General features: G+C 71.3%; 15 protein-coding genes. 11 read left to right on the forward strand and 4 right to left on the reverse strand.

The features are described from left to right. Nucleotides 1–317 precede the first annotated feature (317 nt). The 7 genes from ACIBKY_RS21570 (at nt 318) to ACIBKY_RS21600 (ending at nt 9,520) form a co-directional block, all read left to right on the forward strand. A complete protein-coding gene (locus ACIBKY_RS21570; protein ID WP_397098668.1) occupies nt 318–1,256 on the forward strand; it encodes a slipin family protein in 939 nt (312 codons plus the stop codon). A gap of 361 nt (nt 1,257–1,617) precedes the next feature. Further along, nucleotides 1,618–1,707 carry a K(+)-transporting ATPase subunit F gene (gene kdpF, locus ACIBKY_RS21575; protein ID WP_184972245.1) on the forward strand — a complete coding sequence of 30 codons (90 nt, stop codon included), beginning with the start codon at nt 1,618–1,620 and terminating at the stop codon, nt 1,705–1,707. Then, nucleotides 1,707–3,353, forward strand: a complete 1,647-nt coding sequence (kdpA, locus tag ACIBKY_RS21580; RefSeq protein WP_397098670.1) for a potassium-transporting ATPase subunit KdpA — start codon at nt 1,707–1,709, stop codon at nt 3,351–3,353. The genes kdpF and kdpA overlap by 1 nt, the downstream gene beginning before the upstream one ends. Continuing rightward, the gene (kdpB, locus tag ACIBKY_RS21585) at nt 3,350–5,455 is read left to right on the forward strand and encodes a potassium-transporting ATPase subunit KdpB (RefSeq protein ID WP_397098672.1); all 2,106 of its coding nucleotides are present in this window, start codon (nt 3,350–3,352) and stop codon (nt 5,453–5,455) included. The genes kdpA and kdpB overlap by 4 nt, the downstream gene beginning before the upstream one ends. Beyond that, the gene (locus ACIBKY_RS21590; RefSeq protein ID WP_397098674.1) at nt 5,456–6,310 is read left to right on the forward strand and encodes a potassium-transporting ATPase subunit C; all 855 of its coding nucleotides are present in this window, start codon (nt 5,456–5,458) and stop codon (nt 6,308–6,310) included. 4 nt (nt 6,311–6,314) lie between these two features. Beyond that, on the forward strand, nt 6,315–8,855 hold the full coding sequence (locus ACIBKY_RS21595; RefSeq protein ID WP_397098676.1) for a DUF4118 domain-containing protein: 2,541 nt from the start codon (nt 6,315–6,317) through the stop codon (nt 8,853–8,855). Next, complete coding sequence (locus ACIBKY_RS21600; protein WP_379618483.1) at nt 8,852–9,520, forward strand: response regulator; 669 nt, start codon at nt 8,852–8,854, stop codon at nt 9,518–9,520. Before ACIBKY_RS21595 ends, ACIBKY_RS21600 begins: the two co-directional genes overlap by 4 nt. A gap of 265 nt (nt 9,521–9,785) precedes the next feature. Here ACIBKY_RS21600 and ACIBKY_RS21605 read toward each other — a convergent pair whose 3' ends face one another. Next, the gene (locus ACIBKY_RS21605; protein WP_397098678.1) at nt 9,786–10,037 is read right to left on the reverse strand and encodes an SAV_915 family protein; all 252 of its coding nucleotides are present in this window, start codon (nt 10,035–10,037) and stop codon (nt 9,786–9,788) included. A gap of 210 nt (nt 10,038–10,247) precedes the next feature. Between ACIBKY_RS21605 and ACIBKY_RS21610 the strand changes: the two genes are divergently transcribed. Further along, nucleotides 10,248–12,032 (forward strand): APC family permease, encoded by a 1,785-nt coding sequence (locus ACIBKY_RS21610; protein ID WP_397098680.1) that lies wholly within the window; start codon nt 10,248–10,250, stop codon nt 12,030–12,032. Here ACIBKY_RS21610 and ACIBKY_RS21615 read toward each other — a convergent pair. Continuing rightward, the gene (locus tag ACIBKY_RS21615) at nt 12,029–13,120 is read right to left on the reverse strand and encodes an epoxide hydrolase family protein (RefSeq protein ID WP_397098682.1); all 1,092 of its coding nucleotides are present in this window, start codon (nt 13,118–13,120) and stop codon (nt 12,029–12,031) included. The genes ACIBKY_RS21610 and ACIBKY_RS21615 overlap by 4 nt on opposite strands. 68 nt (nt 13,121–13,188) lie before the next feature. Between ACIBKY_RS21615 and ACIBKY_RS21620 the strand changes: the two genes are divergently transcribed. Further along, a complete protein-coding gene (locus ACIBKY_RS21620; protein WP_397098684.1) occupies nt 13,189–15,813 on the forward strand; it encodes an AAA family ATPase in 2,625 nt (874 codons plus the stop codon). Here the strand turns inward: ACIBKY_RS21620 and ACIBKY_RS21625 are convergent. Then, nucleotides 15,788–17,473 (reverse strand): hypothetical protein, encoded by a 1,686-nt coding sequence (locus tag ACIBKY_RS21625; protein ID WP_397098686.1) that lies wholly within the window; start codon nt 17,471–17,473, stop codon nt 15,788–15,790. The two genes, ACIBKY_RS21620 and ACIBKY_RS21625, sit on opposite strands and share 26 nt — an antisense overlap. Nucleotides 17,474–17,562: 89 nt before the next feature. On the opposite strand from ACIBKY_RS21625, the gene ACIBKY_RS21630 reads away from it, so the two are divergent. Together ACIBKY_RS21630 and ACIBKY_RS21635 are read left to right on the forward strand one after the other, a co-directional pair. Next, nucleotides 17,563–18,090 (forward strand): hypothetical protein, encoded by a 528-nt coding sequence (locus ACIBKY_RS21630; protein WP_397098688.1) that lies wholly within the window; start codon nt 17,563–17,565, stop codon nt 18,088–18,090. Between the two features lie 15 nt (nt 18,091–18,105). Continuing rightward, entirely contained in the window at nt 18,106–20,007 is a 1,902-nt protein-coding gene (locus tag ACIBKY_RS21635; protein WP_397098690.1) for a hypothetical protein, read from the forward strand. Nucleotides 20,008–20,714: 707 nt separating this feature from the next. Here ACIBKY_RS21635 and ACIBKY_RS21640 read toward each other — a convergent pair. Further along, the gene (locus tag ACIBKY_RS21640) at nt 20,715–21,431 is read right to left on the reverse strand and encodes an NUDIX hydrolase (protein WP_397098692.1); all 717 of its coding nucleotides are present in this window, start codon (nt 21,429–21,431) and stop codon (nt 20,715–20,717) included. Nucleotides 21,432–21,495 lie beyond the last annotated feature (64 nt).

The following is a 21,495-nucleotide window of genomic DNA, read 5'->3' on the forward strand; positions in this document are numbered from 1 at the left end:
AGGGCAACCACCCGACCGACCCGGCTCCCGGCGACCCGGCTCCCGGCTCCCGGCTCCCGGCTCCCGGCTCACTGCGACCTTAGGTCTGGCGGCCTGGTCCCGGCGATGTTGGGCCGGTCGATCAGGGCGCCGCCGGTGCGAAGCGGCGTACCCTCACGTGGGCTTGGCCGCCGCCCAAGGGACGGCACCACGCGAGCCCCACCAGGCGCACGGCGCTCACCTGACACGGGCGCGGCCCGGCGATCGAGGCCGGGCCGCGCCCCCTCCTTTCCGTGGCGCGAGGACGGATCTAGCCTCGAAGTGGAAGGGACACCGCCATGGAAACCACCATCATCCTTCTGGGGCTCGCCGCGTTCCTCGTCCTGCTGGTCCTGGTGACCGGGTTCAAGGTCGTCAATCAGGTGGAACGCGGGGTCGTCTTCCGCCTGGGCCGGGCGCAGCAGCAGGTACGGCAGCCGGGGCTCAGGGTCCTGATCCCGTTCGTCGACCGGATGACCAAGGTCAACGTCCAGATCGTCACCATGCCCGTCCCGACGCAGGAGGGCATCACCCGCGACAACGTCTCGGTCCGGGTGGACGCCGTCGTCTACTTCCGCGTCCAGGACCCGATGCGGGCCTCGATCGAGGTGCAGAACTACCTGTTCGCGATCGAGCAGGTGGCGCAGACCTCGCTGCGCAACATCATCGGCAAGAGCGAACTGGACGACCTGCTGTCCAACCGCGAGGAACTGCACCGTGGCCTGGCCCTGATGATCGACAGTCCGGCGCTGGGCTGGGGCATCCACATCGACCGCGTGGAGATCAAGGACGTTCAGCTGCCGGAGTCGATGAAGCGCTCGATGTCACGCCAGGCCGAGGCCGAGCGCGAACGGCGGTCCCGGGTGATCGTGGCCGACGGCGAACTGCAGGCCGCCCAGAAGCTGGCCGACGCCTCGGGCATCATGTCCCAGACGCCGGGAGCGCTGCAGTTGCGCCTTCTGCAGACGGTCGTGGAGGTGGCGGCGGAGAAGAACTCCACGCTGATCATGCCGCTGCCGGTGGAACTGCTCCGCTTCTTCGACAAGGCCACACAGACAACCCCGGAAAGGCAGGACACCGCCAAGGAACCGAAGGACACGGCCGAGAAGCCCCGGGCGGTCGGCGAGAGCGAACGGCCCGCGCTCGACGAGGGACAGGGGCCCGCGCCCGAGGCCGCGGGAACCGGCCAGGCGGACGTCGTGGCGGCGAGAACCACGTCCGACGTGAGAAGCGCCTGACGATCGGGCGGTACCGAGGGCGGCGGGGGGCGTGGGCGGTGGCTTGCCGTAACGGGGAGAGGGGGTTGTGGGGTGTACGGGGGGCGAGGGTGCGGGCGGTGGCTTGCCGTAACGGAGGGGGGCGGTTCGGCCTGACGGGATGAGGCGCCGTAACGGATGGTCGTCGGGATGGTGTCAAGAGGTGGCTTGTGGGCGTATGAAACCCGTCAAGAACGGCAAAAACGCATAAATCTCCCGCTTTGCTTACGGAGCAAGCAACTTTCCGGAGCTGAGGAGTGGGGATGGCCGACGTCATCTTCGTCGCCCTGACGATCGCGTTGTTCGTGATCCTGGGGCTAGTGGTGAAGGCGGTGGAGCGCCTGTGAGCGCGATCAATGCCACCGGCCTTGTCGTGGCCGTCGGCCTGGTGATCTTCATGGTCGCGGCCCTGCTGTTCCCGGAGCGGTTCTAGTGGGCTGGATCTTCATCGCCTCCCTCGTCCTCGCGCTGGTCATCACGCACAAGCCGCTGGGCGACTACATGTACCGCGTGTACACGAGCGTCAAGCACAACGTGGTGGAGCGCTTCATCTACCGCCTGCTCGGCGTCCAGGCCGACTCCGAGCAGCGCTGGGCCGTCTACGCGCGCAGTCTTCTCGCGTTCTCGGTCATCTCCCTCCTCGTCCTGTACGGCCTGCAGCGCCTCCAGGACAAGCTCTTCCTGAGCCTGGGCTTCGACCCCGTCCCCGACCACGTCGCCTGGAACACCGCGGTCAGCTTCGTCACCAACACGAACTGGCAGGCCTACTCCGGCGAGTCGACGATGGGCCACCTGGTCCAGATGTCCGGCCTGGCCGTGCAGAACTTCGTCTCGGCCGCGGTCGGCATGGCCGTCGCGATCACGCTGGTCCGCGGCTTCGCCCGCAGGGGCACCGACACCCTCGGCAACTTCTGGGTGGACCTGGTGCGCGGCACCCTGCGCATCCTGCTGCCTATCGCCTTCGTGGGCGCGCTGATCCTCGTGGCCGGCGGCCTGGTGCAGAACTTCACCGGCCCGCACGAGATCGCCGGCCTGACCGGCCCGACGAACATGACCGGCGGCCCCGTGGCCAGCCAGGAGGTCATCAAGGAGCTCGGCACCAACGGCGGCGGTTTCTACAACACCAACTCGGCGCACCCGTTCGAGAACGCCACCAACTGGACCAACTGGTTCGAGATCTTCCTCATCCTGCTGATCCCGTTCGCGCTCCCGCGCACCTTCGGCAAGATGGTCGGCCAGATCCGCCAGGGCTACGCGATCCTCGCCGTCATGGGCGTCATCGCGCTGGTCAGCGTGACGCTGACCAACGTCTTCGAGCTGGCCGGCGATGCCACCGTCCCGCAGGCGATCGGCTCGGCGATGGAGGGCAAGGACGTCAGGTTCGGCGTCGCCAACTCCGCCACGTTCGGCGCGGCCACCACGCTGACCAGCACCGGCGCCGTGGACTCCTTCCACGACTCCTACACGCCGTTCGGCGGCATGATGACGATGTTCAACATGATGCTCGGCGAGGTCGCCCCCGGCGGCGTCGGCGCGGGCCTGTACGGCATGCTCATCCTCGCCGTGATCACCGTATTCGTGGCCGGTCTCATGGTGGGCCGTACCCCCGAGTACCTGGGCAAGAAGATCGGCGCCCGCGAGATCAAGCTGGCCTCGATGTACTTCCTGGTCACCCCGATCCTCGTCCTGGTCGGCACCTCGCTGGCCATGGGCAACGAGGCGGGCCTGGCGGCGATGCTGAACAGCGGGCCGCACGGCTTCTCCGAGATCCTCTACGCCTTCACCAGCGCCTCGAACAACAACGGCTCGGCCTTCGGCGGCGTCACCGTCAACACCCCGTGGTACGACGTGGCGCTCGGCCTGTGCATGCTGCTGGGCCGCTTCCTGCCGATCATCTTCGTACTAGCCCTGGCCGGTTCGCTGGCCAGGCAGACTCCGGTCCCGGAGACGGCGGGCACACTGCCGACGCACCGTCCGCAGTTCGTCGGCATGGTCGTCGGCGTGACGATCATCCTCGTCGCCCTGACCTTCCTCCCGGCGCTCGCGCTGGGGCCGCTCGCAGAAGGACTCCTGTCATGACGACCCAGACGGTCGAGACCCCCAAGAGCACCGGCAAGGTCGGTGGGGGCCTGCTCGATCCACGGCAGATGGTGCGGTCCCTGCCGGACGCGTTCAAGAAGCTGAACCCGGCCACGCTGTGGCGTAACCCGGTGATGCTGATCGTGGAGATCGGCGCGGTCTTCACCACGGTCCTGGCGGTCCTGCGGCCCTCCTTCTTCGCCTGGGCGACGGTGGTGTGGCTCTGGCTGACCGTGATCTTCGCCAACCTGGCGGAGGCGGTCGCGGAGGGACGCGGCAAGGCCCAGGCGGCCACGCTGCGCAAGGCCAAGACCGACACGGTGGCGCGCAGGCAGTCCGGCGAGACGGTCCCGGCGACGCAGCTCCAGCAGGGTGACATCGTGGTCGTCGAGGCCGGGGAGATCATCCCGGGCGACGGCGACGTGATCGAGGGCATCGCCTCGGTGGACGAGTCGGCCATCACCGGCGAGTCCGCCCCGGTCATCCGCGAGTCCGGTGGCGACCGCTCGGCGGTCACCGGCGGCACCAAGGTGCTGTCGGACCGGATCGTCGTCCAGATCACCCAGAAGCCCGGCGAGAGCTTCATCGACCGGATGATCGCCCTCGTCGAGGGCGCCAACCGGCAGAAGACGCCCAACGAGATCGCGCTGAACATCCTGCTGGCCGCGCTCACGATCATCTTCCTGGTCGCGACCGTCACCATGCAGCCGATGGCGATCTGGGCCAAGGGCCAGAACCCCGGCATTCCCGACTCCCTCGCCCTGACCGGCGACGGCGTCAGCGGGATCGTGCTGGTCTCGCTGCTGGTCTGCCTCATCCCGACCACGATCGGCGCGCTGCTGTCGGCCATTGGCATCGCCGGCATGGACCGCCTGGTCCAGCGCAACGTGCTGGCCATGTCGGGCCGTGCGGTCGAGGCCGCGGGCGACGTGTCCACGCTGCTGCTGGACAAGACGGGCACGATCACGCTGGGCAACCGGCAGGCGTCGGAGTTCGTCCCGGTCGCCGGCGTCACCGAGCAGGACCTCGCCGAGGCGGCGCAACTGTCCAGCCTCGCCGACGAGACACCTGAGGGCCGCTCGATCGTGGTCTACGCCAAGGAGAAGTACGGCCTGCGCGAGCGGGACGTGCACAACGCGTCCTGGGTGCCGTTCACCGCCCAGACCCGCATGTCCGGCGTCGACCTGGCGCCGGACCCGGGCGCATCTCACCCCGGCGGGCGCGAGGTCCGCAAGGGCGCGGCCACCGCGGTCATGAAGTGGGTACGCGACGGCGGCGGCCACCCGACCGACGAGGTCGGCCACATCGTGGACGGCATCTCGGCCAGCGGCGGCACCCCGCTGGTGGTGGCCGAGAAGGGCCGCGTCCTGGGCGTCATCCACCTCAAGGACGTCGTCAAGGCGGGCATGCGCGAGCGCTTCGACGAGATGCGCCGCATGGGCATCCGCACCGTCATGATCACCGGTGACAACCCGCTGACCGCCAAGGCGATCGCGGACGAGGCCGGCGTGGACGACTTCCTGGCCGAGGCGACGCCCGAGGACAAGCTCGCGCTGATCAAGCAGGAGCAGGAGGGCGGCCGGCTGGTCGCCATGACCGGTGACGGCACCAACGACGCCCCCGCGCTCGCGCAGTCGGACGTCGGCGTGGCCATGAACACCGGGACCAGTGCCGCCAAGGAAGCTGGCAACATGGTCGACCTCGACTCCAACCCGACCAAGCTCATCGAGATCGTCGAGATCGGCAAGCAGCTCCTCATCACCCGGGGGGCCCTGACCACGTTCTCGATCGCCAACGACATCGCCAAGTACTTCGCGATCATTCCCGCGATGTTCGCGGCGGTGTATCCGGGCCTGGACACGCTCAACGTCATGCGCCTGGCGAGCCCGCAGTCGGCGATCCTGTCCGCGGTCATCTTCAACGCGATCATCATCGTCGCGCTGATCCCGCTGGCCCTGCGCGGCGTCCGCTACCGGCCGTCCAGCGCCTCGAAGCTGCTCAGCCGCAACCTCTATGTCTACGGCCTGGGCGGCATCGTCGCCCCGTTCATCGGGATCAAGATCATTGATCTCCTCATCCAGTTCCTTCCGGGGATGTCTTAAATGGAACGTCTGCCCAGCTGGATCCGCCAGCACCTCGCGGCTGTCCGCGCGGTCGTCGTCCTGACCCTGGTCACCGGCGCGATCTACCCGCTCCTGGTGACCGGGGCGGCGCAGGCCGTGTTCAACCACAAGGCCAACGGCTCGATGACCGGCAAGGGCAGCGAGCTGATCGGCCAGAAGTTCACCGACCAGGACGGCAACCCCGTCAAGAAGTACTTCCAGAGCCGCCCGTCGGCGGCCGGTGACGGCTACGACATGCTGTCCACCGCCGCCAGCAACCTCGGCCCCGAGGACGTCCTGGATGTGCTCCCCGACCCGAACGGCGCCGACGACGCCGCGAAGGAGGGCAAGCAGTCGCTGCTCACCCAGGTCTGCGCCCGCTCCAAGGCGGTCGGCGAGCTGGAGGGCGTCAGCGGCGCCCGGCCGTTCTGCACCGCCGACGGCGTGGGTGCCGTGCTGAAGGTCTTCCCGGCCATCGGCACGCCGACCCGGGCGGTCAGCGTCAACCAGGCCTGCCCCGCCCAGCCCTTCGTCGCCGAGTACCAGGGCGTCAAGGTCGAGTGCGGCAAGCCCGGTGAGGACTACGCGGCCGGCCGTACCGTGCCGGTGCGCGGGAACGTCACCGACGTGAAGGTCCCCGCGGACGCGGTCGCGGCCAGCGGGTCCGGCCTGGACCCGCACATCTCGGTCGCCTACGCGGAGCTGCAGGCGGCCCGCGTGGCCAGGGAGCGCGGCAAGCCCGTCGAGGCGGTCAGGAAGCTGATCGCCGACAACACCACCGGGCGCTCGCTCGGCTTCATGGGTGAGCCCGGGGTCAACGTGCTCATGCTCAACCTGGCACTCGACAAGGAGTAGGGCCATGCCACGCGGCCGGCTGAGGGTCTACCTGGGCGCCGCACCAGGGGTGGGGAAGACCTTCGCGATGCTGGGTGAAGGCCGCCGGGCGCTGGAGCGGGGCAGGGACGTGGTCGTGGGTCTCGTCGAGACCCACGGCCGTCCCAACACCGAGGACCTCCTGGAGGGGATGGAGGTGATCTCCCGCAAGACCATGGTCCACCGGGGGGCCACCTTCACCGAGCTCGACGTGGACGCGGTCCTGGCGCGCGCGCCGAAGATCGCGCTCATCGACGAGCTGGCGCACACCAACGTCCCCGGCTCCAGGAACGCCAAGCGCTGGCAGGACATCGAGGAGATCCTCGACGCCGGCATCAGCGTCATCTCCACCGTGAACGTGCAGCACCTGGAGTCGCTCAACGACGTCGTCCAGCAGATCACCGGTATCCCGCAGCGGGAGACCGTTCCCGACGAGGTGGTCCGCCGTGCCACGCAGATCGAGCTGGTCGACATGTCACCGGAGGCCCTGCGCCGGCGGATGGCTCACGGCAACATCTACGCCCCGGAGAAGGTCGATGCCGCCTTGTCCAACTACTTCAGAGTCGGCAACCTCACCGCCCTGCGCGAGCTGGCCCTGCTGTGGGTCGCGGGAAAGGTCGATGAGCAACTCGACCGTTACCGCAGCGACCACGGCATCAAGGGCACCTGGGAGGCGCGCGAGCGCGTCGTCGTCTGCCTGACCGGCGGTCCCGAAGGCGACACTCTGGTACGGCGGGCCGCCCGCATCGCCGCCCGCACCAAGGGCGCCGACCTGCTCGCGGTCCACGTGACCAGGGCCGACGGCCTGTCCAGCGGCGACCCGGCCAGCCTGGCCAGGCAGCGATCCCTGGTCGAGAGCATGGGTGGCACCTACCACCAGGTGGTCGGCGACGACGTCCCGCGCGCGCTGCTCGACTTCGCCCGCGGCGTCAACGCCACCCAGCTCGTGCTCGGGGCCTCCCGGCGCGGCCGGTTCGCGCAGATCTTCTCGCGCGGCGTCGGCGTGGACACCACGGCGCTGTCCGGCTCCATCGACGTGCACATGATCACGCACGAGGAGGCGAAGAAGGGCCGCCGCCGTCCGCAGCGCACCAGGGCGGCGCTCACCCGCACCCGGCGGCTGATCGGCTGGCTGACGGCCGTGCTGGGCATGCCGCTGCTGACGGCGGGGCTCATCCCGTTCCGCGACGACCTGTCGCTGCCGAGCGAGATTCTCTTCTTCCTGGTCATGACCGTCGGGGTGGCGCTGATCGGCGGCATGTGGCCGGCGATCACGGCGGCGGTGGGCGGGTCGCTGCTGCTCAACTTTTTCTTCACGCCGCCGATCAACGAGTTCACGATCAGCGATCCGGAGAACCTCTTCGCGCTCATCGTGTTCGTGGTGGTGGCGGCGGCCGTGTCCACGATCGTGGATCTGGCGGCCCGCCGTACCAGGGAGGCGGCGCGCGCGAGCGCGGACGCCGAGGTGCTCTCGACGCTGGCCGGGCACGTGCTGCGCGGGGAGTCGGCGGTCTCGGAGCTGCTGGTGCGGGTGCGGGAGACGTTCGGGCTGGCCTCGGTCACGCTGCTCGAACGCCTGCCGGACACCGGCAGGGCGCCCGACGACCACACCGACCCGGCGGCCTGGCGCATCGTCGCCACGACCGGCGGCGCGCCGTGCACGACGCCGTCCGGCGGCGACACCGACGTGGTGATCGAGGAGGACCTCGTGCTCGCCGCGCGGGGCGGCCTGCTGGACGCCTCCGACCGGCGGGTGCTGGAGTCGTTCGCCGCCGAGATCGCGGTGGCATTGCGCCAGCAGCGGCTGGAGGAGGAGGCCGAGCAGGCCAAGCCGCTGGCCGAGGCGGACAAGATGCGCACCGCGCTGCTGGCCGCGGTCAGCCACGACCTGCGTACGCCACTGGCCTCGGCGAAGGCGGCGGTGGAGAGCCTGCGCAACGACGAGATCGACTGGAGCCCCGAGGACCGCCGCGAACTGCTGGCCACGGCCGAGGAGTCGCTGGCTCGCCTCGACCGCCTGGTGGCGAACCTGCTCGACATGAGCCGCCTGCAGGCCGGGGTGCTCGGCGTCGTCCTGCAGGCGGTGGCGCTCGAAGAGGTGGTGCCGCGGGCCGTCGACGACCTGGGCCCGCTGCGCGAGCGGGTCGAGGGCGACATCTCCATCGAACTGCCCGAGATCATCGCCGACCCGGCGCTGCTCGAACGTGTACTGGTCAACCTGATGTCCAACGCGGTCCGCTACAGCCCGCCGGGCAAAAAGGTGATCGTCACCGGGAGCTGGCACGGCGACCACGTGGAGATCCGGGTGATCGACCGCGGTCCCGGCATCCCGCCCGATGCCCACGACCGCGTCTTCCTGCCTTTCCAACGACTGGGTGACCGCGACAACCACACGGGCGTCGGACTGGGCCTGGCTCTCTCCCGGGGCCTGGCCGAGGCGATGGGCGGCACTCTGGTCCCCGACGACACCCCTGGGGGAGGTCTCACCATGATCCTCACGATGCCCATCAAGGAGCTGGCGGCATGACCAGGATTCTCGTCGTCGACGACGAGCCGCAGATCCTGCGGGCGCTGCGCATCAACCTGGTCGCCCGCCACTACGAGGTGGCGGTGGCCCACGACGGCGGCTCGGCCCTGCGCGAGGCCGCCGACTGGCACCCCGACCTGGTCATCCTCGACCTGGGGCTGCCCGACCTGGACGGCGTGGACGTCATCCACGGCCTGCGCGGCTGGACCACCGTCCCGATCATCGTGCTGTCCGGCCGGGCCGGCAATCAGGACAAGGTCGACGCCCTGGACGCCGGCGCCGACGACTACGTCACCAAGCCCTTCGGCATCGACGAGCTCCTGGCCCGCATCAGGGCCGTCACCCGCCGCACCACGCTGCACGAGTCGGAGCTGGCCCGCGTCAAGGTGGGCGAGCACATGGTCGACCTGACCAGCAAAACCATCTCGGGCGAGGTACGGCTGACGCCGACGGAGTGGCACATACTCGAACTCCTGCTGCGCAACCCCGGCAAGCTGGTCAGCCAGCGGCAGATCCTCACCGAGGTCTGGGGCGTGAAGTACGTCAAGGAGACCCACTACCTGCGCCAGTACATGGCCCAGCTGCGCCGCAAGCTGGAGCCCGACGCCGCCCACCCCGCGCACCTGATCACCGAACCCGGCATGGGCTACCGCTTCCAGCCCTGAACACGCCGAAGCCGCGCTCGTGTGTGCACGAGCGCGGCCTTGGTATTGCTAAGGAAGAACCTCCACCAGGAGGGTGATCACCGCGGCGACGGCGATCAGTACGAGGAGCCCAAGCGTTTCGGGGCGCGGCTTCTGCGACCGCATCATGCTCCTTCCGACACGGGTGGGTAGATAATCCGGTATGCCCATCAGAGCCCCACTTCACGCAGGAACAGGGCTTCCGGCTCCTCACGTCTGACGATGAGGTCGTGGCCGAGGGCGCGCATCAGGCCGCTCCGGCGGTGGTGCGGGCCATGACGCCCGCGGGGTCGACGACGACGCCGGTGACGTCGAGGTCGCGGAGCATGCCGCGCAGGGCGGGCTCGCTGAGCCGTACCCAGGTCTGCTCGCTGCCGAGCACCGCGGCCAGGCGCAGCGGCGAGCTGAACGCCACCGCGATCGCCTTTCCCGAGGCGGTGCGGAAGAGTCGCAGCGAAGCGCTGAACCGGCCCTGATGGACCGGGACAAAGAGTGACATTTCATCTCCTGGGATGCGTCGTACCACAGTGACGCTAGGTCGGAGAAGAGCCTCCGGGGGCGTTCGCTACGCGATCCCGACGCGACGGGCCGCAAATGTTGACGCGACGCGCCGCAGGTGTCAACGACGCGCAGCTATCCGGACAAAAGCCGTGCTGAACTCGTAAATGCCGGTTGTGCGAAATGTCGGGACAGGGCTCCTATGGGGGCCGTGAGTTGTGAAGTAGAACATCCCGGTGACCGGCATCGGCTGAGCGTCATCGGCGGGCTGGCCGCGCTGTCGCTCGACGCGATGGCGTCGGTCGCCTACGGTCCCGAGGCGATCGTGCTCGTCCTGGCCCTCGCCGGCGGCGCCGGCCTCGGGTTCACCATCCCGGTCACGCTGACCATCGCCGCGCTGCTGGCCGTGCTGACCTTCTCCTACCGGCAGGTCATCGCCGCCTTCCCCCAGGGCGGCGGCGCGTACGGCGTGGCCAAGGCATACCTGGGCCGCGGGGCCGGTCTGGTGGCCGGGGCCTCGCTCATCATCGACTACGTGCTCAACGTGGCCGTTTCCGTGGCGGCCGGCGTCGCCGCGCTCACCTCGGCGCTACCCGGGCTGCTGCCGTACACCGTGTGGCTGTGCCTGGGGGTGCTGGCGCTCATCACCGCGATCAACCTCAAGGGCATCGCCCACAGCGCCCGCGCGTTCATCGTGCCCACGCTGATCTACGTCGGCTCGATCATGCTCGTGATCGTGGCCGGGCTGGTCCGTGGCGAGGCCGCCGTCGACCCGGGCCATACCGCGACAAGCCTGCAGACGGTCGGCGTGCTCCTGCTGCTGAAGGCGTTCGCGAACGGCTGCGCCTCGCTGACCGGCGTCGAGGCCATCGCCAACGCGGTGCCCTCGTTCAGGCGGCCCAGGGTCAGGCGGGCGCAGAACGCCGAGGTCGCGCTGGGCGCGCTGCTGGCCGTCATGCTGATCGGCATCGCGGCGCTGATCGAGAAGTTCTCGATCGCCCCGGTCGAGGGGGTGACCGTGCTCGCCCAGGTCACGCAGGCGGCGCTGGGCGACGGGTGGTTGTTCTACCTGGTGCAGTTCTCCACCGTCGTGCTGCTCGCGCTGGCCGCCAACACCTCCTTCGGCGGCCTGCCCGTGCTGGCCCAGCTGCTGGCCGCCGACAACAACCTGCCGCACCTGTTCGCGCTGCGCGCCGACCGCCAGGTGCACCGGTACGGCATCGCCTTCCTCACCGTCACCGGCGCCATCCTGCTGATCGTCGCCCAGGGCGACATGAACCTGCTCGTACCCCTGTTCGCCATCGGCGTCTTCGTCGGCTTCACGCTCTCCCAGACCGGCATGGTCCGCCACTGGCTGGCCGAACGACCGGCGGGCTGGAGGTGGCGCGTGGCGCTGAACGGCTTCGGCGCCGTGCTGACGTGCGTGGCGGCGATCGTGGTGACGGTCTCCAAGTTCACCGAGGGCGGCTGGCTCATCGTGGTCGCCCTGCCGCTGATGGTGGCGGCGATGACGTGGGTCAACCGCTCGTACGCGCGGATCGGCGAGCGGCTCGAACTCGGCCGCACGCCCACCCCGCCGCGCCCGCGCCGCTCGCTGGTCGTGGTGCCGGTCCACGCGGTCAACCGGCTCAGCCGCGACGCGCTGGCCGCCGCACTCTCGCTCGGCGACCGCGTGGTGGCCGTCAACATCGCCCACCCCGAGGACGAGGGCGCCGCCCGCCGCTTCGTCGTCGACTGGGAGCTTTGGCATCCCGAGGTCGAGCTGGTCCAGCTCTTCGACGCCCGGCGCCGCCTCGACGACCCGCTGGTCACCTACCTCAGGCAGGTGCCGGAGGCGCACGTGTTCGTGCTGATCGCCGAGGTGGAGCCGGAGCACGCCTGGCAGCGGCTGCTGCAGAACCAGCGCGGTGCCGTCCTGGCCAGGGCGCTGCGCAGGCGTACCGACGCGGTGGTGTGCAGGATGCGCTTCCGGCTGACCGACCCGCTCCGGGTCTAGCCGAAGAACGCGCGGAGGTCGGCGATGAGCAGGTCCGGCTGCTCCAGCGCCAGGTACGCGCCGCCGCGGTCGAACTCGGTCCACCGGGCCACGTTCGTCTCCTGCTCGGCCAGGGCGCGTACGGTCACGTCGCTGGCCGCCACCGCGAACGCGGTCGGCACCGTGATCGGCGCCTTCGGGCCCCAGGCGTTCGGGTCCTCGGAGACGTCGCGGTAGCTCTGCGAGATCGAGCCCTGCGTGCCGGTGAACCACTGGGTGCTGACCTCGGTCAGGATGCGGTCGCGGGAGAAGGCGTCCTCGGGCAGTTCGGCGCTGCCGTCGGTCCACTCCTTGAACTTCTCCACGATCCACGCGGCCTGGCCGACCGGGGAGTCGTGCAGGCCGTGCGAGATGGTCTGCGGCCGGGTGGTCATGATGATGTTGAAGCCCATCCCGTCCTGCATGAAGTGCTGGATGAGGCCCAGCCGCCGCTGCTCGTCCTCGTTCAGCTCGGGCAGGTCCCCGGCCGGGATCGTGACGTAGGCGTTGACGTGGATCCCGGCCAGCCGCTCGGGAACCTGGCGGCCCAGCTCCATGGACAGGTTGGCGCCGCCGCCTCCGCCGTGGGCGCCGTAGCGCTCGTAGCCGAGGCGCGCCATCAGCTCCGCGAACACCCCGGCGGTACGCGGGACCGTCCAGCCGGTGCCGGCCACCGGAGTGGAGAAGCCGAAGCCCGGCATGGTCGGCGCGACGATGTGGAAGTCGCGCGAGAGCGGGGTGAGGACGTCCAGCAGGCCGATGATGCCGCCGGGGTTGTCGTGCAGGAGCAGCAGCGGCAGCGCGTCCTCGCGCTCGGCGCGGAGGTGCCGGAAGTGCACGGTCTGGCCGCTGATCTCGGTCCGGTACTGCGGCCACTGGTTCAGCTCGGCCTCGGCCTTGCGCCAGTCGAAGTCGTTGGCCCAGTAGTCGGCCAGGCCCTTGAGGTAGTCGACGGGTACGCCGCGATCCCAGCCGGCGCCGGGGAGCTCGGGCGACCACCGCGTACGGAGAAGTCGTTCACGCAGGTCATCGAGGGCTTCTTGCGGGATCTCGATCCGGAAAGGCGTCATGGCCGCGACATTAGTTCCCGGGCGAAATGTGGTGAATGAGTCATCTCATAGGTAATAGGCTGCGACTCGTGCTGTGGGGGCGCGACGGCGAGCAGGCCGCGTTGAGCCAGTTGCTGGCGGAGGCCCGTGAGGGCGCCGGCGGCGCTCTGGTGCTGCGTGGCGACCCCGGCATCGGCAAGACCTCCCTCCTCGACCACGCCGCCTCCGTCGCGGGCCCGATGCGCGTCCTGCGCGGCGCCGGTGTCGAGGCCGAGGCCGAACTGCCTTACGCCGGGCTGCACCTGCTGTTACAGCCCGTACTCGGCCACCTGCCGTACCTGCCGCCGCCCCAGGCCGACGCGCTGCGCGGCGCCTTCGGCCTCGGTCCCGCCGCCGCCGACCGCTTCCTCGTCGGGCTCGGCGTGCTGTCCCTGCTGTCGGAACTGGCCGCGGACGGCGGCCTGCTCTGCCTGGTCGACGACGCCCACTGGCTCGACCACGCCTCCGCCGACGCGCTGCTCGTGGCCGCCAGGCGCCTGGACGCCGACGGCGTCTTCCTCCTGTTCGCCGCCCGCGAGCCCGGCTTCCCCGCGCCGGGCCTGTCCGAGGTCAGGCTCGGCGCCCTGCATCCCGCCGACGCCGCCGGCCTGCTCGACGCCACCGCCGGCGACCTGCCGTCCGAGCTGCGCCATCGCGTACTCGCCGAAGCGCGCGGCAACCCGCTGGCCCTCGTCGAACTGCCCAAGTCGCTCGGTCTGCACCCGCTGACCGGACGGCTGCGGGAGGCGTTCCAGCACCGGGCTGACGCCCTGCCCGCCGCCGCCAGGACGCTGCTGACCGTGGCCGCCCTCGACGGCACCGGTCACCTCGACGTGGTGCTGGCCGCCGGACGCGAGCTGGGCTGCACCGCCGCCGACCTGGCGGTGATCAGGGAGAGCGGGCTGGTCACGGTCGAGGGGCGCCGCCTGGAGTTCCGGCATCCGCTCGTGCGGGCCGCCGTTCAGGGCGCCGCCGGTGACGAGGTACGGCTGGCCGTACACGCTGCCTTGGCCGGAGCCCTGACCGACCCGCGCGACGCCGACCGGCGGGCCTGGCACCAGGCGGCCGCCGCGACCGCGCCCGACGAGAAGCTCGCCGACGAACTGGAGAGCACAGCCAAACGGGCGTCCGAGCGCGGCGGCGGAGCGGCCGCCTCCGCCGCCTACCAGCGGGCCGCCGAGCTCAGCGCGGACGCGCACGACCGCGCCAGGCGGCTCACGCTGGCCGCCGAGGCGGCCGAGTACGGCGGGCGCTTCGACCACGCCCGCGCCATCGCCGAGCACGCCACCGGCGCCTACGCCGACCCGGAACTGGCCGCCCGGCTGATCCGGGTGCGCGCCTGCGCCGACTACGGGCTGGGACTGCTGCCGAGCGCCCACGCGCAGCTGTCGATCGGCATCGACCGCCTCGCCGGCGACGATCCCCGTGCCGCGGTCTGGCTGCTGCTCGACGCCTCCTCGCTCGTCTGGCTCGACGGCGACCGCGACATGGCCGCCAGAACCGATCGGCAGCTCGCCGGCCTGCGGCTGCCGGAGGACGATCCGGTGACGCCGGTGTACCTGCTGTGCCGGTGGTTCGCCGCGCTCGCCCTGCGCCGTCCCCCCGAAGGGCTGCCGCCGCTGCCCGAGGTGGTGGCAGCGGGGCGCGAGCTGGCCGCGCTCGACCGGCGGGGGCTGCTGCTGGTCGGCGCTCTGGGCCTGGCCCAGCCCGACCGGCAGACCCACGACCTGGCGACCCGGGCCACCGCCCAGGCCAGGGAGGAGAGCAGGGTCGGACTGTTGCCGCAGTCCTTGACGTACCTGGCCGGCACTCAGCTCGCGCTCGGCTGGCACGCCGACGCCCGTGCCCACGCCGGTGAAGCGGTGCGGATCGCCCGCGACACCGCCCAGCCGCAGTGGGCGACGCAGGCCGGCGCGCTGCTGGCCTACCTGGGCGCGATCGAGGGCGACGAGAACGCGTGCGCGGGATTCGGCGAGGCGCGGGCGCTGCTGGACCTCGGTCTCGGCCGCGCCGAGGCGGCGCTGCTCGCCTTCGAGGATCTCCTGTACGGCAGGGCCCGCAACCAGATCTCCGCCATGCGCGTCGTCCCCGACCTGGTGGAGGCGGCGGTGCGCTGCGGCCGGCCGACCCGGGCGGTCGAGCCGCTGGCCAGGTTCGCCGAGTGGACGGCCATCCTGGACCAGCCGTGGGCGCACGCGCTGGCCCACCGCTGCCGCGCCCTGGTCGAACCGGCGGAGGAGCACTTCACGAGCGCGCTGGCGTTGCACACGCGCCCGTTCGAGCAGGCGCGCACCCAGTTGCTCTACGGCGAGTGGCTCCGCCGGGCCCGCCGCCGGGTGGACGCCCGCCCGCCGTTGACCTCGGCGCTGCAGACCTTCGACCGGCTCGGCGCCCACCCGTGGTCGGCGCGGGCCAGGGCCGAGCTCGACGCGGCCGGATGGTCCACCTCGCGCTCCGGCGCGCGCGACCCGCTGGCCGCGCTCACCCCGCAGGAACGGCAGATCGTGCAGCTCGCGGCGCAGGGGCTGGCCAACCGGGAGATCGCCGCCCGGCTCTTCCTCAGCCCGCGTACCGTGGGCCAGCACCTCTACAAGGCCTTCCCCAAGCTGGGCGTGAGCTCGCGTACCGAGCTGGCCGTGCTGCCGGAGTTCAGTCCTGCCAGGGACGCACCCTGACCCAGCCGGACGCGTCGCCGGTGGCCAGCAGCCCGTCCGGGCTCAAGACCAGGCGCCGGTATCCGCCGCCGCCGGGCAGGAAGGGCGCGTCGTCGCGGCTGTTGACGTCGAGCTGGAGCACCCGGCCCTTGCTCATGTGGAGCAGCCGCCCGCGCGGGGTGCACACCAGGCCCATCGCCTCGGGGAAGAACTGGCTCCACAGGTCCCCGCCGCCCGACCTCGGCATGATCGGTACGCCACGCTCGACGTCGAAGACGCCGGCCCAGCGCGCGGTCATGCCGCCGAGCATGGCGCCGTCGGAGGACAGCGCGATCTGCAGGGCCATGCCGGCCGCCTGGTGCAGCTCGATCGGCGGCCCGGTGGGCACGGGGTTCTGGCCGGGCCGCAGCCGGTAGACCTGGACGTGCCTGCCTCCGCTGACCAGGCCCTTCGCGACGGCCAGCGTGCTCTCGTCGGCTGAGATGGAGGCCGCGACGGCGGTGAAGGAGAGCAGGTCGGCGCCGGTCGCCGTCGAGCGGAGGCGGAAGATCGTGGCCCAGGACAGCAGCGCGTAGGAGGCGGTGCTGGCGAAGTAGAGCTCGCCGGGGTAGGTGACGCCACCCAGGGAGACCGGCGGGTGATCCGGCTCGTCCGGGCGCAGGGCGCGCAGCTGGTAGCCGTCGCGGACCACGACCGGGCCGCCGCCGGGGGAGGCGGCCACGCGCACGCCGTAGCGCGGTGGCATCCAGGTGGCCGCGTGGATCGGGGGCAGTTCCTCGCCGTCGTCGAGCCGCCAGCGGCGGATCGGGCCGCTGAGCGCGGCGGCCAGCAGCGTACGGCCGGGCCCGAAGCACAGGCTGGTGACCGCACCGCCGAGCCTGGCCGCCAGGATCTCCCCGCCGGGGTGGCCGGGCACGGGCTTGACCTTCCTGAGCGTGCCGGCGAAGGCGGCGATGAGGGCGACGGCGAAGGCGGCGGCGTTGGCCGCGGCGCGCTCCTGCGAGCCGGACGCGTCGGCCGCCTGCTTGCGCTCGTCGGCGCGGTCGCTGATGCCGCGGATGGCCAGCGCGTTGGTCTCGCGCTGCTGCGCGCTGATGGCCACGCCCGCCCCCTCCATCTCGATGGCCACCGCGTCCTCGAAGCGCTCGTTCAGCAGGGTGGAGAGCGGGCCGCTGCGACTGGCCAGCAACGTGTCGCCGGAGGCGATCGGCTTGTGGTGCACCCGCGGAGCCTCATCCGGCCAGTCGACGTCAAGGTCGTAGGTGAGGGCGAGGAGGCGGTACCCCGCGTCCCACGTGCGCGGGCGTGACAAGAGCCCCGCGGCCGTCTCCTTGCCGCCGGAGTAGCAGTGCACGCGCTTGGCCACGACGACGTCGCCGAGCCCGACGCTGTCCTTGAGCGAGCCGGCCACGCCCACCAGCAGGACGGCGGCGGGCCGGAACGTCTCGATCGCCCGCTCGGTGATGACCGCCGCCTCTTTGGTGCCGTCGCCGGTGATCACGAGCACGACCTTGGTCCGCACGTCAGGCAACTCGCCGACGTCGAAGACCGTGCCCGACGGGTGCCGGCGGCGTTCCACGTTGCGCATCCGGCGGCGGACCGCGTCGGCCTCCAGGGGCAGCGCCGTCAGCACGACCACCAGGTCGCGCGAGGACCCGTCCTCGCCCTGCCACCACGTCATCGGGTTCACCCCTCACCTTAAAGGTCACCTTGACCTTATCGTACGGCAGTCCTTATAGTCGAACTGACCTAAAACGGGAAGGAGGCTGCATGCGGGACGACTCGGGCCTGCTGCTCCTGGAGTACGAGCACCTCAAGGAGGAGCAGCGGCTGCGCATCTCCACCCGCGACAACCTCGTCTACACCTCGCTCGGCGCGTTCGCCCTGGTGATCGCGGGGGCCATCGAGACGGGCGCGTCCGCCATGCTCACCCTGCTCCCGCCGGTCTGCATGATCCTCGGCTGGACCTATCTCATCAACGACGACCGCATCACCGCCATCGGACGGCACATCCAGCACGCGATCACGCCCGAGCTGGTACGGCTCGGCCACCCGCCCGACGGCGTGTTCACCTGGGAACACCGCCACCGCGGCGACCCGCGCCGGGGGCAGCGCAAGATCCTCCAGCTCGCCGTGGACCTCACCCTGTTCTGCCTCACCGCCTTCATAGCACTCTCGGTCGCCTGGATGAACACCCCGCACTCCGCCGGACTCATGATGCTCATCGCGGTCGAGGCGAGCGGAACCCTGATCCTGGGCGCCCACTTCATCAGAAACACCATGAACGGGCAGGTCTGATGCCTACGATCGACCATGTCCGCGGACAACGCTGACCCTCGTCCAGGCACGGGCCGCGCCTACGCGCCCGCCGTGACCTTCGCCCAGGCAAGGTCCGCCGCCCGAGCCGCCCGCGCTGCCGAACACGGCCGCCAGGTCCGCCGCACCGCCCGGCCGCGCGGCATCTCCGGCGCCATCCGCTCCCGCACTCCGCTGTCACTCCAGCTGTACGGCGCCGCCCTCGAAGGCCGCCTCGTCTGGCGCGGAGAGAACGAGTTCGCGGTGCTGGAACCCCCGCTGGGCCGCCGCCCGCCGCCCGGCACCAGAGGCGGGTGGTTACGCCGGGCCGACCGGCGCTGGGACCTGCTCGTCGCCTTCGTCCTGCCCGCGGTGATGATCGTGCTCAGCCTGGCGTTCATCCCGCTGGTGGTGGCCCAGCGCGGGTTGACGGTCGTGGTGATCGCCCTGCCCGTACTGGCCGTCTGCCATGTGGCCGTCGTCATGCTGGCCATGACGATCAACCTGCTGTGGAAGGCCGTACGCCCGGTCGTGGAACGCGGCCGCGACCACCGCGTCACCACCGAGGAACTGCGCGACGAGCACTGGTCCGTCGCGCTCTGCCACCAGGCGCGGCCCGAGCACGCCGAGCTGCTGATCAGGCAGATCGTGGACCGTCTCACGGCCCTGCCCAAAGGCTGGGGCGACGACCGCGGCAGCCTCGTCTGCGTGCTGAACGGCGTCACCACGGACGCCATGCGCGCCGCCTTCCTCACCCGGGCACGGCACGCCCGTCTCGACGACCAGGGGGACGGCCTGGCGTTCCTGATCTCCCTGCCCCGGCCGCGCCCCCAGGAGCCCACCGAACGCGACGCCACCTCCGGCTTCCTGCTGTACGTGTTCGCCGGCATCACCGTCGTGCTCTGCGGGGCGCTGCCGGTGGCCGACTTCGAGGCCGAGGCCTGCGGGAACGACTGCGCCGGCCGTCCCGCCACCTACTGGGCGGCCGTGCGCTGGCTGTCCCAGCGCGTCCTGCTGACCGACCCGCCCGGCCTGAGCCCCCAGACGCCCCAGGCGGTCGTCGTCGGCTGGCTCACCAGCGTCATGGCCCTCGCCGGCGTCCTGGTCACGCTGACCGCGGGCCGCTGGTACCTGGCGGCCCACCGCCGTCGCCGCGCCAACCTCGACAAGGAGCTCACCGCGATGGACACCACGACGAAGGTACTGCTCCTGGTCGCCACCAGCGTGGAGTACGAGCAGGTCAAGGCGGTGGTGCGCGCGCACACCGAACACGCGCCCGAGGTGGACTTCCACGGCCCGCACGTCGTCTTCGACCTCGGCGTGGTCGGCAAGGCCACCATCCTGCTCGCCCGATCCGAACCCGGCACCACCGCCACCGCCGGAGCCATGCTCACCGCCCAGACCCTCATCGAGGACCTGCGGCCGGACTACGTCATCCTCACCGGCATCTGTTACGGGCTGCGCAAGGGCCCGCAGCGGATCGGTGACGTACTGGTCGCCAGCCAGCTCCGGGTCCTGGACCTCAAGAAGATCGTCGACGGCGAGTCGGGCCCGGTCGAGATCCCGAGGGGCGCCCGCGCGGAGCCGTCGGTCAAGCTGCTCAACGGCTGCTACGCGGTGGACGCCATGAAGCCCCACATAGGAGTCATGCTCTCCGGCAACACGCTGCTCAACTCCGAGGAGGAACGGAACCGCCTGATCGCGGCCCACCCCGACGCGCTGGGCGGCGAAATGGAAGGAGCCGGGGTGTACGCCGCCGCCGCGAAACACCGGGCCGACTGGATCGTCATCAAGGCGATCAGCGACTGGGGAGTGGGCAAGACCAAGCGCCACCAGGCGAGGGCGGCCCGCAACGCCGCCGAGTTCGTCCTCCACCTGATCGCCCTGGGCGCCCTCGACACCCCACCCAACCCCACCTGACCCACCCACCACCCAAGGCCCCACCCACCCCTCCACCACCACCCACCCCGCGACCGCCCACCCCGCGACCGCCCACCCCGCGACCGCCCACCTCGCGACCGCCCACCCCGCGACCGCCCACCTCGCGACCGCCACCCCGCGACCGCCCACCCCGCGACCGCCCACCTCGCGACCGCCCACCTCGCGACCGCCACCCCGCGACCGCCCACCCCGCGACCGCCACCCCGCGACCGCCCACCCCGCGACCGCCCACCCCGCGACCGCCACCCCGCGACCACCCACCCGCGACCGCCCACCCCGCGACCGCCCACCCCGCGACCGCTGACCCCGCGACCGCCACCCCCTGCGACCACCCACCCGCGCCCCGGCCGCCGTCACCCCCGGGCGAGCGCACCCCCCTGCGACCACCCACCCCACGACCACGCGCCCGTGACCGCCAACCCCGCCCCGGCCGCCGTCACCCCCGGCGAGCGCCCATCGCCGGTCGTCCGGCTGTCAGCGCCCGGCGTGCACCCGCTGACCTGCGCGCCCGATCCGGCCCACCGCCGGGCGCGCGTTCGCCGACCGGCGACCAGCCGGCGGCCTCCGGGGCCGGGCGGATGGGGCCTCCCGAGGGACCGGGTGGGTGGCCGACGCCTTCGGGGTGGTGGCGCGCCGGGTGGCGGAAGGTGGGGTGGTGGCGCGCGGGTGGCGGAGCAGGGGGTGGGTCAGGTGGGGTTGGGTGGGGTGGTGGTGCGGACCATGGGCGGGTAGAGGAGTTCGGCTCGGCCGCGGCGGTACAGTTCGGCGGGCCGGCCCACCTCCGGAGCCCGGAACGCCCCGGTGGGAACCACGAAGTCGTCGGCCTTCAGGACCTTGCGCCGGAAGTTGCTCGGGTCGAGGTCCAGGTCCCACACCACCTCGTACACATGCCGCAGGTCGGCCAGCGTGAACGGCTCCTGGCAGAAGGCCGCCGCCACGGTCGTGTACTCCAGCTTGCCCCGCGCCCGGTCCAGCCCCTCCCGCAGGATGGCCTGGTGGTCGAAGGCCAGCTCGACGGAGGGCGACAAGGCTTGGGCCACGGGCATCCAGCGGGCGTGGGCGGCGTCGGTGCCGGCCACGGGAGCGGGGAGGTCGGGTCCGAGGGCCAGGTAGGCGACGGTGAAGGTGCGGACCCTCGGGTCACGGCCCGGCGTGCCGAAGGTGCGGAGCTGCTCCAGATGGAGCTTGCCGCCGTCCACCCCGGTCTCCTCGCCCAGTTCGCGCAGCGCGGCCCCGCGCAGGTCCTCGTGGTCGCGGACGAACCCGCCCGGCAGCGCGAGCCCGCCCATGAACGGTGGCTTGCCGCGCTCGATGAGCAGGACCTGCAGGGCGGATTCGCGGAGCGTGAAGATCACCAGATCGACCGTCACCGCGACCGGCGCCGTCCCGTCGTACTTGGACACCCCTAGAGAATACCTAAGGTCAGCTTGACCTAAACATCGCCCGGTTGATAAGGTCACATCGACC

The sequence above is a fragment of the Nonomuraea sp. NPDC050394 genome (genome assembly GCF_044459065.1).
Classification (GTDB): Bacteria; Actinomycetota; Actinomycetes; order Streptosporangiales; family Streptosporangiaceae; genus Nonomuraea.